This window comes from Moorena sp. SIO3A2 (genome assembly GCF_010672265.1).
In the GTDB taxonomy this organism is placed as follows: Bacteria; Cyanobacteriota; Cyanobacteriia; order Cyanobacteriales; family Coleofasciculaceae; genus Moorena; species Moorena producens.
In genome coordinates this window covers 22,331-37,598 of record NZ_JAAHHC010000057.1, presented here as the reverse complement: position 1 = coordinate 37,598, position 15,268 = coordinate 22,331, and the positions used below count along the sequence as shown (strand labels likewise).

Annotated in this window: 8 protein-coding genes and 3 pseudogenes; 3 read left to right on the top strand and 8 right to left on the bottom strand. The window is 43.2% G+C overall.

The annotated features are described in order from the left end of the window. On the bottom strand, positions 1-93 hold a 93-nt coding region (locus F6K64_RS38570), incomplete at its 3' end, for an IS4/Tn5 family transposase DNA-binding protein (RefSeq protein ID WP_353813585.1). Positions 94-358: 265 nt separating this feature from the next. Between F6K64_RS38570 and F6K64_RS33095 the strand changes: the two genes are divergently transcribed. The 3 genes and pseudogenes from F6K64_RS33095 to lepB all read left to right on the top strand — a co-directional run bounded on the left by F6K64_RS33095 (position 359) and on the right by lepB (position 3,475). Continuing rightward, the gene (locus tag F6K64_RS33095; RefSeq protein WP_287267594.1) at positions 359-895 is read left to right on the top strand and encodes a Uma2 family endonuclease; all 537 of its coding nucleotides are present in this window, start codon (positions 359-361) and stop codon (positions 893-895) included. Between the two features lie 176 nt (positions 896-1,071). Beyond that, a pseudogene (locus F6K64_RS33090) lies at positions 1,072-1,200 on the top strand (IS630 family transposase); the annotation flags it as partial. 637 nt (positions 1,201-1,837) lie between these two features. After that, positions 1,838-3,475 carry a signal peptidase I gene (lepB, locus tag F6K64_RS33085; RefSeq protein ID WP_008189639.1) on the top strand — a complete coding sequence of 546 codons (1,638 nt, stop codon included), beginning with the start codon at positions 1,838-1,840 and terminating at the stop codon, positions 3,473-3,475. 193 nt (positions 3,476-3,668) lie between these two features. On the opposite strand, the gene F6K64_RS33080 is transcribed toward lepB, so the two are convergent. The 7 genes and pseudogenes from F6K64_RS33080 to F6K64_RS33050 all read right to left on the bottom strand — a co-directional run. Next, positions 3,669-10,937 carry a non-ribosomal peptide synthetase gene (locus tag F6K64_RS33080; RefSeq protein WP_287267592.1) on the bottom strand — a complete coding sequence of 2,423 codons (7,269 nt, stop codon included), beginning with the start codon at positions 10,935-10,937 and terminating at the stop codon, positions 3,669-3,671. Between the two features lie 32 nt (positions 10,938-10,969). After that, complete coding sequence (locus tag F6K64_RS33075) at positions 10,970-11,275, bottom strand: phytanoyl-CoA dioxygenase family protein (RefSeq protein ID WP_287267591.1); 306 nt, start codon at positions 11,273-11,275, stop codon at positions 10,970-10,972. A 36-nt stretch (positions 11,276-11,311) separates the two neighbouring features. Next, positions 11,312-11,800, bottom strand: coding sequence for a phytanoyl-CoA dioxygenase family protein (locus F6K64_RS33070; RefSeq protein ID WP_287267590.1), 489 nt, complete (start codon positions 11,798-11,800; stop codon positions 11,312-11,314). 42 nt (positions 11,801-11,842) lie between these two features. Further along, entirely contained in the window at positions 11,843-11,965 is a 123-nt protein-coding gene (locus tag F6K64_RS33065; protein ID WP_287267589.1) for a hypothetical protein, read from the bottom strand. Positions 11,966-12,204: 239 nt separating this feature from the next. After that, positions 12,205-12,525: pseudogene (locus F6K64_RS39240) on the bottom strand (hypothetical protein); the annotation flags it as partial. 120 nt (positions 12,526-12,645) lie between these two features. Further along, a complete protein-coding gene (locus F6K64_RS33055; RefSeq protein ID WP_008189625.1) occupies positions 12,646-14,031 on the bottom strand; it encodes an MATE family efflux transporter in 1,386 nt (461 codons plus the stop codon). Positions 14,032-14,472: 441 nt separating this feature from the next. Next, positions 14,473-14,619 (bottom strand): annotated as a pseudogene (locus F6K64_RS33050) (transposase); the annotation flags it as partial. Positions 14,620-15,268 lie beyond the last annotated feature (649 nt).

The window sequence follows — 15,268 nt, the reverse complement described above, 5'->3', positions numbered from 1 at the left end:
GCTTAAATTAGAGACAATTTCCATGAACCTTTTAGTTCTTCTTTTGTCTCCTAAATCTGTTCTTCCTAGCTCTTTCAATATCCATTGTTCCATATTTGTGATAATAGATGCCAGAGGCGATTCTAGCAAGAACACACACTTGACTCTTTTTGTCAAGTTTTATGTTAAGAAAGATGTTTATAAAGCATAGCTTTTTTAAGGGGGGCTGGGGGGGATCATAATCTTGCGTAAAACTTTGAAAACACGCCCTAGTCTGTAATCGGGCAAGGGAAGCGTGCTTCTCTTGGGCAACCTTGGGCAAGATTTGGCCTGTACTGTGGTTGGTATAAACTGAACCAGTGAAATTTTGTAAGTAGCTATGACCCAGTCGATCCCAAGGATTGCCCTCGCAGAATTCCTCACTCAAGCCAATATTGAGGCTTCTCCGGCATGGGAATTAATTGATGGGCGAGCAGTCCAAAAACCAATGCCAACCCTATTTCACTCGCGCCTACAACGCAATCTGGTTAATTACATTAATGATCGTACCAATGGATTTGAAGCGGTGCAGGAGCTACGCTGCATCATACCTCCCTACTCGCCAGTGCCAGATATTGCTATCGTTGCTTGCGATCATCTTCCTGATCAGGACGGACCCCTTGATGGAGCACCCGATTGGCTGATAGAAATTCGTTCCCCTGACCAAAGCACTTTAAACTTGCAAAACAAGATTCTGCATTGCCTCAGTAATGGAACACAATTAGCCTGGTTAATAGATTTCGCTCGTCAGCAGATTTGGGTCTGGCAGGGAGATGACCTACCCATAGTCTGTTCAGGAGAAGAAATTCTACCAAGCTTAGGCATTCTCCCCGAACTTACGGTCAACGGGGTAATGGCTATGACTCGCCGATCATAGCTCGTTGCTCCTGCCTTGATTTTATGCTATTTGTTGCCCGAGATCGATGATGTTGGGTTGAGCTTCGTGAAATCCAACCGACAAGATAATGCGTTCGCGAAGCGGCGACCTTCGCGTAGCGTGGCCCATTCGCGTAGCGTGGCCTTTTGGCCAAGGCCAAGGAGCATCGCACTAAAAAACTTAAAATCCACCACAGCCCCAAACATAGCTCCTGGCTCAATATCGCAGAAATCGAACTCTCGGCAATGACCAGGCAATGGCTTAATCCTAGAATTCGTGATCTCCATACCCTCAAATCTGAAATCGCTCCATAGAACCAACAGAAAAATACTCAAAACCTAAAAGGTTATTAACAGTTATACTGACCAAAATGCCAGAACTGAAGTTCCCCCATACAAACGTACTACCTGTCTCTCAAAGCTTTACTGCGCTTACATTTTGATAGTGTAGAACTAATGTACTACTGGGTACAAATCTCTCTAAGCCTTGTTTAGTGGGAGTTTCGGCTGGATTACCGGTTTTTAGTCTAAGCTCCCATTGTAGTGCATACCCTAACCAAAAACAAGTTTTTACATGGCGGAGGAGTTGCATTGAACTGTCGCAAGTTAAGCTAAAATAAATGGCAACAGTGTACACCCTTCATTGCACGAGTACGCTACAATTTATTCATAGCAATAGGTTCAGCCGTTTTCCCTCGTCAGTCTGTACCCAGTAATACTGTTGTTCTACAACCCTCAAAGCTAGGATTGGCAGTACTTTTGGACTTATTTAGTACATGTGTACGGGGGAACTTCAGCCAGAATTTAACTTAAATTCATGTATCCAAAAAATTGAAATTTTTAATAAATCTAACTTTTAGCAGATTAATTTATCTCAAACTTTGATTTCAATTTAATTGAATTGAGTAGATTTTTACAAGCATCACTGCGATAGTTTACAATAATGAGCCATCAGAACATTACCGGATTAGCTAAGCAAGGCAATCCAAAAGCGATCGCGGCATTAATCAACCATTCTCTCAAATCCAAAGGCATTAGAGCTAAAGTTAAACTCAGAGATGACTGCTTGTCTGTGTTGCTAGAGTCAACTCAAGTACCAAATCAAGAAGAATTAGTAGCTTTCCTTCGTAAAAAAATCATCGCTTTGGAAGTTGAATCGATTAGAACCGTCAAGGTTTATGGATGTCAGTTGGGTAAAAACTCCCCAGATTGGCGTGAAACAATCCAGTTAGTACTCCACCAAAAAAATTTTGATGACTCCAAAGTAGGAGAGCTATTGAGCAGAGGCACTCAAGAGCAGATCGAAACGAACGAAAGTGACGATCACAATCAAATTGTTGGAGTACCAGAGAGCCTTGCTGCTTTCAACCCGGTACCGATATCGTCGTCGGATAATACCACTTCAAATGATGTACCTATAGAAGACAGCATAGTTCAACAGCCCAAGAGTGCTGTCAATGCTAAAAGTTATAAGTATAATAATGCTAATAAAAGTCGAAAAAATCTGATTAATGACGAGTCATTATCTGGAAAAGAACCTTGGTTAGCTGTAATTTTATCAAAGTTTTTGCCTGGGCTTGGGCAGATATACTCCGGTGAAATTATTAGAGGATTGTGGATAATATCTATTATAAATGTACTGTTTTACTTGGGATTAATTCTAATCTTAACTCCTAAAGTTGAATTGGTAATCGGCTTCCTCTGCTGGTTAGCTATGATGCTGCTCTGGTTATGGAATCTCTTTGATGCTCATCAATGTGCCATAAAAGCGAATAGTGCAAGCTTTGAAGAATTGAGAAAAAGAGACAAAGACCCCTGGCTGGCTGTATTTTTATCAGGAGTAATACCTGGTTGGCCTGGTTTGGGGCATTTATACATTAAGAAATTTGGGCTGGGTATTTTATTCTTTATTATTGTTATAGTTTTAGGATTTTTTCCCTTAGCGCCACTGATTTTTTCCGGTTTTGTTGCTTATCATGCTTACTCGGCTTCACCAGTTCGTAGAGAAAGAACGAAAAATTTTATAGTAACCATTTCTTTACTCCTAATGATTTTTGGTATTTGTGAGTTTGGTTTGCAGTTTTGTTGGAAAGCATATGTTGCAGAAGCTCGCTACATACCTGCTGGTGGGATGTTACCTACGCTCCAAATTAATGACCGCCTGATTATTGAAAAGTTAAGTTATCGCTTCAAAGATCCAGAGAGAGGAGATATCATAGTATTTAACCCTACTGATACTCTCAAAAAGCAAAACTTAACGCAGGCATTTATTAAACGTGTAGTTGGTTTACCAGGTGACAAAGTAGAACTTAAAGATGGAAAGGTCTACATTAATAATCAACCATTAGCAGAAGACTATATTGCTGATGGTCAACCAACAGTGATGAATGCTTGTAAATCTGTACCGCAACCCTATTTGTGTAAACCGGTGACACTGCCACCTAACTCCTATCTGGTACTAGGTGATAACCGGGAAAACAGCTACGATAGCCGCCATTGGGGGGTTGTTCCCAGAGAGAACATTATTGGTAAAGCATTCATAATCTACTGGCCTCGCGATCGCAGCGGTATAACCTTGTGAAATTGATGTACATTGTCTGGTTCGAGTCTTGAACCATTTCCCGAATCATGACAGCAAAGTAAGCACTCCAAGCAGCATCAGCATGAATAGTCAACTCTAGTCCCAAACAAAGAAGTGTTTTGAGTGACATACTCCCGACGTTGCCCTAACGGGACAACGCGGGCTTCTTGCCAACACCACCCAACGGTATCGGCTAAAGTTTCAACAGTTCAGCTAACACCTGAACATAAGGTTCACTCAACATAGTAGTATGGTTTCCAGGAACAACATTAACCTCCACGGGTTGCCTAGAAAGCTGATTCCATCCCCAAGTTGGATCCGTGGGAACTTCACCAAGCATTCCCAATTTATCCTGATAAACTTCGCTGGTGCGGAACAGGGTAATCCGACCTTGATAACCTGCTTGTGGGAGATAACTCATAACAGCCAATTCATCAGCTTTAATCGTTTGAACAATCCCACGCACTCGTTCAATTCCTGAATTAGGTGGCAACAGATTGACGGTTTCCATCTGTTGTTTGAGATGGTTTAATTGGGCTAATGGAGTTAGAGGTTTGAGGGTTTCATAAGAAATCTCTAGATTTTTCCCAGATAACATTTCGAGGATATGGGCAATATTAGTCAACCATCGGGCATCATCCCAATCTAGCTGTTTGGGGGCGCTACTAGGAAGTCGGGCGGGAAGGTCAAATAGGGCGAGGAGGGCGACCGTTTCTCCCAACTGTTGTAGCTGTTGTGCCATTTCAAAAGCAACCATAACCCCAAAGGAATGACCTGCGAGGAAGTACGGACCAGAGGGTTGAAGGGATTGGATGGCTTGGAGGTAGTAAGCGGCTACCTCTTCAACACTACCAAAGGGTTCCGACACTCCATCTAAGCTGGGGGGTTGCAAGGCGTAAAAAGGTTGGTCATTTCCCAGATGACGGGCGAGTTGGTGGAAGTAGACCACATTGCCACCGGAACCAGGTATACAGAACAAAGGTGAGTTGTTTCCAAGGGGTTGAATAGCAACTAAGGGAGACCAAGAGTGAGTATCAGTTTTTTGGCGCAGTAGAATGGCTAATTGTTCTAGGGTAGCGCCTTGGAAAAGGGCGGCTAAAGATAAATTTTTGCCAAATTCTTTCTCAATGTCAGCCATCAGACGCACTGCTAACAGAGAATGACCACCGAGGTCAAAGAAGTTATCTCGGACTCCGATGGGAGAAACACCGAGAATATCTGACCAAATTTGAGCTAGTTGTAATTCCACCGAGTCCCGGGGAGCAACAAAACTGCTTTCTGGAACCAAACTTGAAGCATCGGGGACAGGTAAACCACGACGATTGACTTTACCGTTAGGAGTCAGGGGCATTGCTTCGAGAAAGACAAAAGCAGCAGGAATCATGTAGTGGGGTAGCTTAGTTTTGAGGAAGGAACGCAAATCATTGATTGTAGTTTTGGCGTCATTGGTAGTTAAATAGGCAACCAGGCGTTTGTCTCCTGGAATGTCCTCGCGGGCAATGACTACAGCTTCTCGCACCTTGGAATGTTGGGCAAGTACTGCTTCAATTTCTCCAAGTTCGATGCGGAAACCTCGAATTTTTACTTGATGATCAATACGTCCAATAAACTCTATATTTCCATCGGGTAAATAACGAGCTAAATCCCCAGTTTTGTAGAGGCGAGAACCGGGTTTATTGCTAAACGGGTTAGGGATAAACTTTTGCTCTGTTAATTCGGGACGGTTGAGATAGCCTCGGGCTAAACCCACGCCACCAATATGGAGTTCTCCGGGTACACCAATGGGTACGGGTTGGAGATGTTTGTCCAGGATATAGATAACGGTGTTGGCAATCGGACGACCGATCGGTGGTTTGTGATTGATGTTGGTACATTCGGCTACAGTTGCAAAAACAGTAGATTCTGTCGGTCCGTAGCCATTGAAAAAGCGCCGACCCACTGACCATTGCTCTACCAACTCTTTGGGACAAGCTTCTCCGCCCACAATAATATTCTCTAAGGTTGGCAGAGTTTGATTGGTCAAAGTGAAGAACGCTGATGGTGACAAAGTGACATGAGTAATGGCTTGCTTTTGTAATAACTCTATTAACTCTGCTCCGGGTCGCAATGATTCAGTCGTTCCCATAAATAGTCGCGCCCCAGAACAAATGCTCATCACAATTTCCCAGATTGAAACATCAAAACTAAAAGACGCAAACTGGAGAATGCGACTGTTTTGCTCGACATCAAAAAGTCTATTGTGAGCGAAAGCTAAATTGCACAATCCTTGATGAGCAACCATAACTCCTTTCGGTTTGCCCGTTGAACCAGATGTATACATCACATAAGCCAAGTTGTTAGGTATTGTTTGATGAACAGGGTTCTGTTGGGATTTTGAGTTAATCCCATTCCAATCTGCATCCAACAATACCACCTGAGCCTGTGTTTCTGGAAGTCGATCACGCAACTTAGATTGTGTTAACAAAACTGGCACCGAGGAATCTTCCAGCATATAGGCAATGCGTTCGGTAGGATAATTAGGGTCTAATGGCACATAAGCCCCACCTGCTTTAAGAATCCCCAATAATCCCACCAGCATCTCCAGAGAACGTTCGACACAGATGCCCACTAATACCTCTGGTCTTACCCTCATATTTTCCAAATAATGCGCCAGTTGATTGGCTTGACAATTTAACTCGTGATAAGTTAATTTTTGCTCTTCAAATACCACCGCCACTGCATCCGGTGTTCTTTCTACTTGTTCCTCAAACAACTGATGAATGCACTTATCCTTGGGATATTCAGCTTGAGTATTATTCCATTCTACCAACAACTGATGACGCTCACTTTCAGTCAACAAAGGTAATTCAGAAATGCTTTGGTTGGGATTGGTAACGATTCCCACGAGCATTGTACTCAAATGGCCGCTCATCCGCTTAATTGTAGTGGCATCAAACAAATCAGTGTTGTATTCAGTCAGAAGAACCATTCCCTCCGATTCTTCCTCTAAGAGATAGAAAGTGATGTCAAACTTAGAAATCTCAGGATCTACGTCAAAGTAAAACGCTTTCCATCCTAACTTGTCTTCCGTTACTAGAGGTGGATCGATGGTAAAAGCCACCTGAAAGATGGGATTTTGGTTGACTTGGTAATCGGGATGAAGGGCTTCTACCACCTTCTGGAACGGCAGATCTTGATGGGAGTAAGCTGATAAACAAACATTCCGGACTCGCTTTAACAGTTCGCAGAAACTAGGGTTGCCGCTGAGGTCACTACGCAAGACTAAAGCATTGAGAAAGTTTCCAATGATTCCTTCTAACTCCGGTCGATCCCGTTGGGAAATAACAGTACCTAGAACAATATCTTCCTGGGTCGAATAGCGATAAAGCAAAACTTTGATTGCTGTGGCGAAGGTCACAAATAAGGTAACACTTTCTTTGCGGCTAAGAGAAATGAGCTTTTCGATTAGGTCAAAGGGCAGTCGGTGACGAAGAAATGAACCGGTAAAAGTGGTTTGGGGAGTGCGAGGACGGTCAGTGGGAAGTTGTAACTGGGGTAAATTTTCTAGTTTTTTCTCCCAGTAGGCAAGCTGATGGGACAGAACTTTTCCCTGTAACCGCTGGCGTTGCCAAACCGCAAAATCGGCATATTGTATGGGTAATTCTGGCAGAGGTGAGGGTAAACCTTGAGAAAATGCCGTATAAATAATTTCTAATTCCTGGATAATATGCACAAATGATTCGGCATCTATAGCACTGTGATGAATAGCGAAGTAGAGCCGATAGTTGTCTGAAGCAAGCTGAATCAGAGTAGCTCGCAGCAAGGGTCCTCGGGTGAGGTCAAATCCTTGGCGAAGCTGTTCGGTGGCAATACGCAGTGCTTCTCTTTCTCTTGCGGTTTCTGACCATTCCCGCAAATCGACTATTGGTAAAGTAAATACAGATGGTGGATGAATTTCCTGGCAAGGTTGACCATTAAGGACTCGATAGGTCGTTCGCAGAATTTCGTGACGGCGGATGAGTTCCGTCAGACTTTCTTCCAAGGCAGGAATATTTATATCTCCACCTAGATGAATGCTCAAGGTTTCGTTGTAGACTGGTTTTTCTGGGGTTAACTGGTTGAGAAACCACAGTTGTTCTTGCGCAAAAGATAAAGCAATGGTTTGCTCTCGTGAAATGGGTTGTAGGGGTGGTACAATAGTTAATGCCTCTTCCTGAAGAACCTCCTTGGCTAACTCAGCAACTGTGGGACACTCAAACAAGCAATTCAGGGCTAATTCTACCTGGAAGCGATCGCGCACTAGCCCGATAATTTTGGTGGCTAATAGGGAATGACCACCTAATTCAATAAAGTTGTCGTGAACTCCGATAGGAGAAACACCAAGAATCTCTGACCAGATTTGCGCTAGTTGCAGTTCTACCGAATCCCGGGGGGCAACAAAACTGGTTTCATTGGCGAGAGTGGAAGCATCAGGGGCAGGTAAAGCCCGGCGATCGACTTTGCCACTGGGTGTTAAGGGTAAAGCTTCTAACGTCACAAAAGTCCCAGGCACCATGTAGTCTGGTAACTTTTCCTCAAGAAAGCGACGCAGTTGACCTGAAGTCGGGATTTGCCCCTGATTTGGACAAACATAAGCGACTAAGCGCTTATTCCCAGGTTGGTCTTCTCGGACAATCACTGCAGTCTGCCGCAGGTTGGGGTGTTGGGCAAGTATTGCTTCAATTTCTCCAAGTTCGATCCGGAAACCCCGCACCTTGACCTGATTATCAATGCGACCCAGATATTCGATATTGCCATCGGGTAAATAACGGGCTAAATCCCCAGTTTTGTAAAGGCTCGACCCCTGTTCTTGACTAAAGGGATTGGCAATAAATCGTTCTGCGGTCAAGTCAGGGCGGTTGAGATAACCTCGGGCTAGGCAAACTCCCCCGATGTACAACTCACCAGGAATTCCCACAGGTACAGGTTGTGCGAATTGATCTAATAGGTAAATCTGAGTGTTAGCAATGGGACGACCAATAGGTGGTAGTGCTGACCAATTGTCAGTAGAACCGGTTAAGGTGAATGCTGTGACTACATGACTTTCTGATGGTCCATAATGATTATGAAGGGAACAATCTTTTAGCTGGGAGAAAAAGCTAGCGATCGCTGGAGTAATTTGCAACTGCTCCCCTGCTGTTATTACTTCCTGCAGACTGGTGGGAATCAATCCCAAAGTTTGAGCGGTCTCTGCTAACTGCTGTAAGGCAACAAAAGGAAGAAACAGTCTTTCTATTTGTTTTGCTCTTAACAAATGTAGCAAAGCAACAGGGTCTCGTCGCACTTCTTCTGGGATTAAGACTAAAGTTTCACCCCCACACCAGGTTGAAAATATTTCCTGAAAGGAGACATCAAAGCTAATTGGTGCAAATTGCAGGGTTTTTGCTTTTGGTGAAACTGTTGTGTTTGACCGTTGCCACAAAATCAAATTGCTCAAGGCAAGGTGCTTCATTGCTACACCTTTAGGCTTACCTGTAGAACCAGAAGTGTAGATTACATAAGCCAAGTTTTCCTGATCAGCAGTACAGTTGGGATTTAAGTCAGTTTCTTGACTAACTAGATTCCAGTCAGCATCTAAACAAATGATTTGCACTTTATTTTCCGGTAATCCAGCTCCCAAGTTTTTTTGAGTTAATAGTACTGAAGCTTGAGAATTTTCCAGCATATAGGAGATGCGCTCAATCGGATAACCTGGGTCTAGGGGAACATAAGCCCCACCGGCTTTGATAATGCCCAACAATCCCACCACCATCTCAAGAGAACGCTGTACACAAATCCCCACCAAAACATCGGGGCCAACTCCTATAGATTGTAAATAATGTGCTAATTGATTCGCCCGACAATTCAACTCCCGATAAGTTAATTGCTCCCTATCAAACACCACCGCCACTGCATCGGGTGTTTTTTCCACCTGATCCTCAAACAACTGATGAATGCACTTATCTTTGGGATAGTCAAGCTGGGTATTATTCCACTCCACTAACAGTTGATGACGCTCTTTGTCGGTTAACAGAGGTAATTCAGAAATGCTTTGGTTGGGATTGGTAACGATTCCCTCTAGCAAGGTCTGAAAATGAGCCACCATCCGGTGTATCCTGTCAGCATCAAACAAATCTGTGCTATACTCAAGGTAACCAATAATTCCTTCCGGTCTGTCTTCTAGATTTAGAAATAAATCAAACTTTGACGTAGCGTTATCCACATCTTGCAAGCTGACAGTCCAGTCTAAATCAAAGGCTGGTGGTGGTGGTTCCATCGTACAAATCACCTGGAACAGAGCATTTTTACTTAGGTCGCGTAAGGGATGGAGTGTCTCCACAAGTTTTTGAAAGGGGATATCTTGATGAGCATAGGCTTCTAACAGGACTTTTCGCACCTGATCGAGCAACTGTCGAAAACTGGGATTGCCCGAACAATCTGTCCGCAACACCAGCATATTCACAAAGTAGCCAATCAGGTTTTCAATTTCTGGGGAATGGCGACCTGAACTCGCCGTACCAACCATCAAATCTTCCTGCCCTGTGTATCGATAGAGCAAGGTTTTGAAGGCTGTTAACAATGTCATAAATAGCGTTACTCCTTCCTGCTGACTGAAGGCTTTGAGTGCCTCACTCAGACTTTTAGACAAGGTTAACTTTTGCTTCGCACCTCGAAAACTCTGTACTGGAGGTCGGGGACGATCGCAGGGTAACTGAAGTATGGGCAGTTCGCCACTGAGTTTTTGTTTCCAATAGTCAAGTTGCTGGGACAACACTTCGCCCTGCATCCACTGTCCCTGCCACACGGCAAAGTCTGCATATTGTAGGGGGAGTTCGGGAAGGGGCGATCGCTGACCTGAGGAAAAGGCTTGGTAGAGGGTTGCCAATTCTTTCAGAAAAATACCATACAGGGAAACCCCGTCAATGGCAATATGATGGAAGGTTAGAAATAACCGATACTCTTGGTCTGTTAGCTGTATCAAGATGGCTCGCATTAGTAGCCCAGAAGCATTCAGATCGAATAGTTTTTGAGCTTCATTAGTTGCCTGTTGTCGCGCTTCAGTTTCCCGTTTGTTTTTCGGAAATTCCCGCAGGTCGATCCTTGTCAACTTAAAGTCAGGTGGTGGAGCAATAATTTGAACGGGTTCTCCGCTCACAATCATAAAGTTAGTTCGTAAAGCTTCGTGACGGCGGATAATCTCCTTCAGGCTTTCTGAGAGTGCGATCGCATCTAATTGACCCCGAATATGAACTGTTGCGGGCTCGTTATAGAAAGGAACCTTCGGATTAAGTTGTGCGAGCAACCACAGTTGTTCCTGAAAATAGGAAAACGGTATTGGTCCAGGATCGGTTCGGCGAGTTATCGTTTTGGCCGACCCTTGACGCAAGCCTTTTTTATGGAGCAGGAGTTTGAGGAGTTCTTGTTTGTCTGTGGTTAAAAAACAATCTGACGAAGACTTATCCATTTTTTTGAAACCATTCCTAATTTTTATCGTTTTTATTTAGCAGACAAGAGGCTTTCAGAATCAGCTAGAGGTTTCAGTGGCTTATAATCGCGACCGACCAAAAATTCTGGTCTGGGCCGATCGACAGAAACGGGAAGATTCTCTACACTGTTGTAAGTAATAATCAGAAGTCGGCGGAGAAAAGGAGAAATGTTGGTAACCGAGCCATGAACCACGTTACTCTCGAACAACAGTATAGACCCAGCCGTACCTTTCGGGGCTAAAATTCCAATTTTTTTAACTAATTGTGTAACAGTTTGTGGGGGAATACAATACTTAAGATTTGCGCTAACATTCACTTTATAATCTGCTGTTTCAGGATTAGCTTCAGTTTTTTATACCGATGCTTCTAGATCGAGAATCCCCTGTTTGTGGGAACCTGGAATAAAAATCATCGGTCCGTTAAATTCATTGAGATCATCCAATAAAATTGCTAGGCTAATCACCTTGGGTAGTGGCATTCCATCTTCCTTGTGCCAGTAGATAAAATCTTGATGCCAAGGCCATACATCTCCACCAAAAGCTGCTTTTAAATTGATCTTAAATTGGTAAAGATACACCTGACTGCCAAGAAGCTGATGGGCAGGTTCGAGCAAGCGCGGTTCTCGGATTAAGTTGTGGAAAACCTTGTTAAACAGATAGCAACCGTGTAAAGCGCGAACCGTCTTACGATCTTTTTCTAGCACTCGCCCTGGTACATCTTCAGCCATTAAACCGGGTAGCTGTGCTTGCATCAGCGAGACTTCCTCTTGAGAAAATAAATCGGGAATTAACAGAAAACCCTGGTTGTTATATTGGTCTATTTGTTTTGTTGTAAGTTTCATAAACTTTATGGATTTATAAACAACTTGAAACGTCATAGACTTTTACGAGTTTTCCTTCATCTGAGCTAGCATGGCAGCCACTTCTTCGGGAGATAGCCGATTAATTGCTTGGAAAGTCCTGGCAATTTTGTCAATGACTTCCCGACCTCCTCCACTTTCTGGCATTGCTTCCACTAGTCCACTGGAGTTTAGACTAAGAGCTGATTTGTAAACTCGCTGTAATCCTTGTAGGATAAGGCTTGCGCTAAACTAGAACAATTGAACTATTTAATACCAAAAAGACAATCATAGCAAGGTTTTCAGGCTTCTTAATATTTACTTTACAAATTAGCTCTAAAGCTTGAATAATGAATCAATCTCTGGGGTAAATTAAAACTGAAATCGTTGCGAAATTTCTATAAAAATCAGGGTAATTTTTTAAATTTATTCGTTTTATTTTTGCTTTCAAAGGTACCTTGGCCTTTTTTTACAATAGGACACCTTAGTTTCTTATTCCTCTTTTTGCCTTTTTGCCAGCCTGGGGATTTTCCACGCAGTTTGGGTGAACGAGTAGGTGTACCAATCGCAAACATTACTTCAATCGCAAACATTACTTCGCTCCAAGCTGCTGCGGTTCTTCCGGGGGATAATTGAGTTTGATGTTTTTGCCAAAGTAAAGGATTATCTGTGATTTATTTGTGGGCTAACCACAACTGCCAAGTCATTAAAGGCATCAATTGACTCCATGAGAGCAAGGTCTCCCGTTATAATCTTTGATTTAACGGGAGACCCCTTGCCCGTTTAGTTGGCAGAACCTTTTTTCTTCAACTTCAATCTACGTTGTAGCAATTATGCCTGACGGCAGGCTAAACCTTGGTTAGAATACTCCGTGATTCATCCGGGGGAGTGTCAACGGTTTGTTCAAATACTCGCTCTGCCAGAACGCACCTAGCTAGGTAGATTGCTGTTCCTGCCATGTAAACAACCAATGAAGCCCAAAGCAGATTAACATTCTCAAGATATCTTGCCGTAATAGATATTGGTAGATACATGACTATAAATGCAGCTAAAGCTGCATTTCGCAATGTTACACCCCGTTTTAAACCAATAAAGTATCCTTCTAACATTGATGCGCTGGCAAGGGCGAGAAGAAAAGGAAACAGCCAGATTAGGGTTTCCTGCATAATCGGGTAGAGTTCTGTATGATTAGTCAGTAACCTAAACATCTTAACTGGGAAGAAGAGTGGTAATACTGCAAACCCAAAAACGATTGGTATACTTGTTAGCATTGATAAATATAAGCTCTTTAAAACCAACTCATCTGCTCCTTTACTGGCAAAACTCCCTATGAAAGTTTGACTTGTCAGTCGGATTCCATGGATAGCAAAAGCACCAACTAAAATCCATTGCAACAGTAAACCATTACTACTTAGAGTTAGATTGCCTTGGGTTGCACTAAAATTTGTAAAAATAGCATAAGCCGAAATTAAGACTAAAAATCGAACCGTAATATTACCACTTAATGCGAGAATTTTTTTCAATGCTTTCCATCGCAAAACTAGACTTGAGACTTGCTGTAGTTTTGACCATTTAATTTGAAGACAGACTCCGACAAGGGCAACACTGAGAGCAATATATTGGCTTAGTGCGGTTGCTATACCTGCTCCAAAGGCACCCCACCCTAACCTTACAATCATCCCATAGTCAAGCATGGCGTTGCTTGCAACACCGACTAAAGACATGATCAGAACTGTTCTTTGTTGCTTCTGCCCAAGATACCAACCCGTCAATACATAGATTAATAAGACAGCAGGAGCACCCCAGATCCGAGCCTGAAAATAAATCATGCCTTGAGTTTCAATATCTGGCGTGCCATTGAGGATAGCAAATCCGAGAATCTGTAGGGGATACTGTAGTAGCAAAATAACTAGACCAACAACTAGAGCAACAAACCCACCCTGCAAAATAGCTAAAAGTATTTCTTCTTGCTGCCTTGAACTGCCTAAAGCGTGGGCTGTTATAGCGCTCGTACTATCTCTCAAAGATTGTAAAATCCTGTAGAGATAATCAAATATAATCGTAGCCAAAGTCACCCCTGCTAACATTTTGATGTTGTCAATATGTCCTAGAAAGATAGCATCAATAAGACCCGCTAGCGGAACAGTCATATTAGCTAGAGTACTAATTAAGCTTAGGCGTAAAAAGCGAAAGACAAAGTTCTCGGAATTATGAACTGAAGATGTGATTGTCATAAAAATCCAGCTAATACAACAAGATACCTTAGAATATGCAGTAAGGTATGTACCAACTTCCCTTTACAAGGAAAATCGGATGCATCAATAATTTTTTTGGAAAAATTTTCAGACGAAGTGGCTTGAACGACAGACATTATCCGGGAATGTCTCTGCATAGCCTGTCTTCGGCACAACCATCGGTTTTCAAGTAATTGTTTTGAATCTTCTCATATTTAATATCCCATAAGAACACTGAAATTATAATAAAACTTCCTGAGTATTACAACCTAGAGTTTAGACCAGGGTAATCCCATTGAGTTTGGTATAAATTGCACTTGACAAAGAGCGGCTTATAAAGTTCAAAAGTGTTTCTGCTGTCAAGGTTGTCTCTCAAAAGTGCAAGCAGTTATAGCAACCGCCACAACGGTTAGGACGCCTTGTGCAAGACATACTCCTTAGCTACCGTAGACAATCATACGGGTTTTGTTGTTTACGAATACGACATATGATCCAAGACCAGCATCGCTCAATCTTGTTAAGGTCTGGAGAATAGGGAGGTAAATATAACAATTGACAGCCTGCAAGTTGAATCAGTTGCTCAATACGACTATGTCTTAGCTCTCAAAGGCAACCAGGGGAAGCAAAGCGGCGCAGGTGGAAGATTGGTCCCGCGCAAGCTCAAGCAATGAACTGGCAGGGAATTAACTACAGCTATCACCAGACCCTCGCTTTTTGGGCATCACCGGTTCGAAACTCGCCAAGTCTGGGCGGTATCGGTCAGTCAACTTCTCCCTTTGCATCGGCAAGGCCAGTGGCTGGGCTTAACGACTGTGGTGATGGTTCGCACTCAACGCCAATTATGGAATAAAACGACCACAGAGGTTCGATTCTACATCAGTACTCAAAGGAGCAGAAGCGCAACGGCACAACCAGGTGATTCGCTGCCATTGGAGTATTGAAAACAGTTTGCATTGGGTGCTCGATGTCACAAAATACGAAGATGCTAGTCGCATCGGTACTGGTATTCCGCTCAAAATCTGGGTTTATTGCGTCGCTTGAGTATTAATTTACGTGGATCGCGAACCCTCCCGCGCCTTGTCTGAAGATGAAGCGCTATCAGGCTGGAATGGACAATGATTTTGTGATCAAAATCCTGGCAGCCAGTGCCCCTGAGTCAGCCCCTTTGCCCACCACAGTAATCCCAAAGTGAGCCAAAGCCAGTTTAAGGAGGGGATGCTCTGACTGCAGCCAATTA

Bases quoted from the DNA above. Each gene is read 5' to 3' on its own strand.
- F6K64_RS33070 (WP_287267590.1), bottom strand. From the start codon at position 11,800: ATGAAACTTACAACAAAACAAATAGACCAATATAACAACCAGGGTTTT.
- F6K64_RS33095 (WP_287267594.1), top strand. From the start codon at position 359: ATGACCCAGTCGATCCCAAGGATTGCCCTCGCAGAATTCCTCACTCAA.
- lepB (WP_008189639.1), top strand. From the start codon at position 1,838: ATGAGCCATCAGAACATTACCGGATTAGCTAAGCAAGGCAATCCAAAA.
- F6K64_RS33055 (WP_008189625.1), bottom strand. From the start codon at position 14,031: ATGACAATCACATCTTCAGTTCATAATTCCGAGAACTTTGTCTTTCGC.
- F6K64_RS33065 (WP_287267589.1), bottom strand. From the start codon at position 11,965: ATGCCAGAAAGTGGAGGAGGTCGGGAAGTCATTGACAAAATTGCCAGG.
- F6K64_RS33080 (WP_287267592.1), bottom strand. From the start codon at position 10,937: ATGGATAAGTCTTCGTCAGATTGTTTTTTAACCACAGACAAACAAGAA.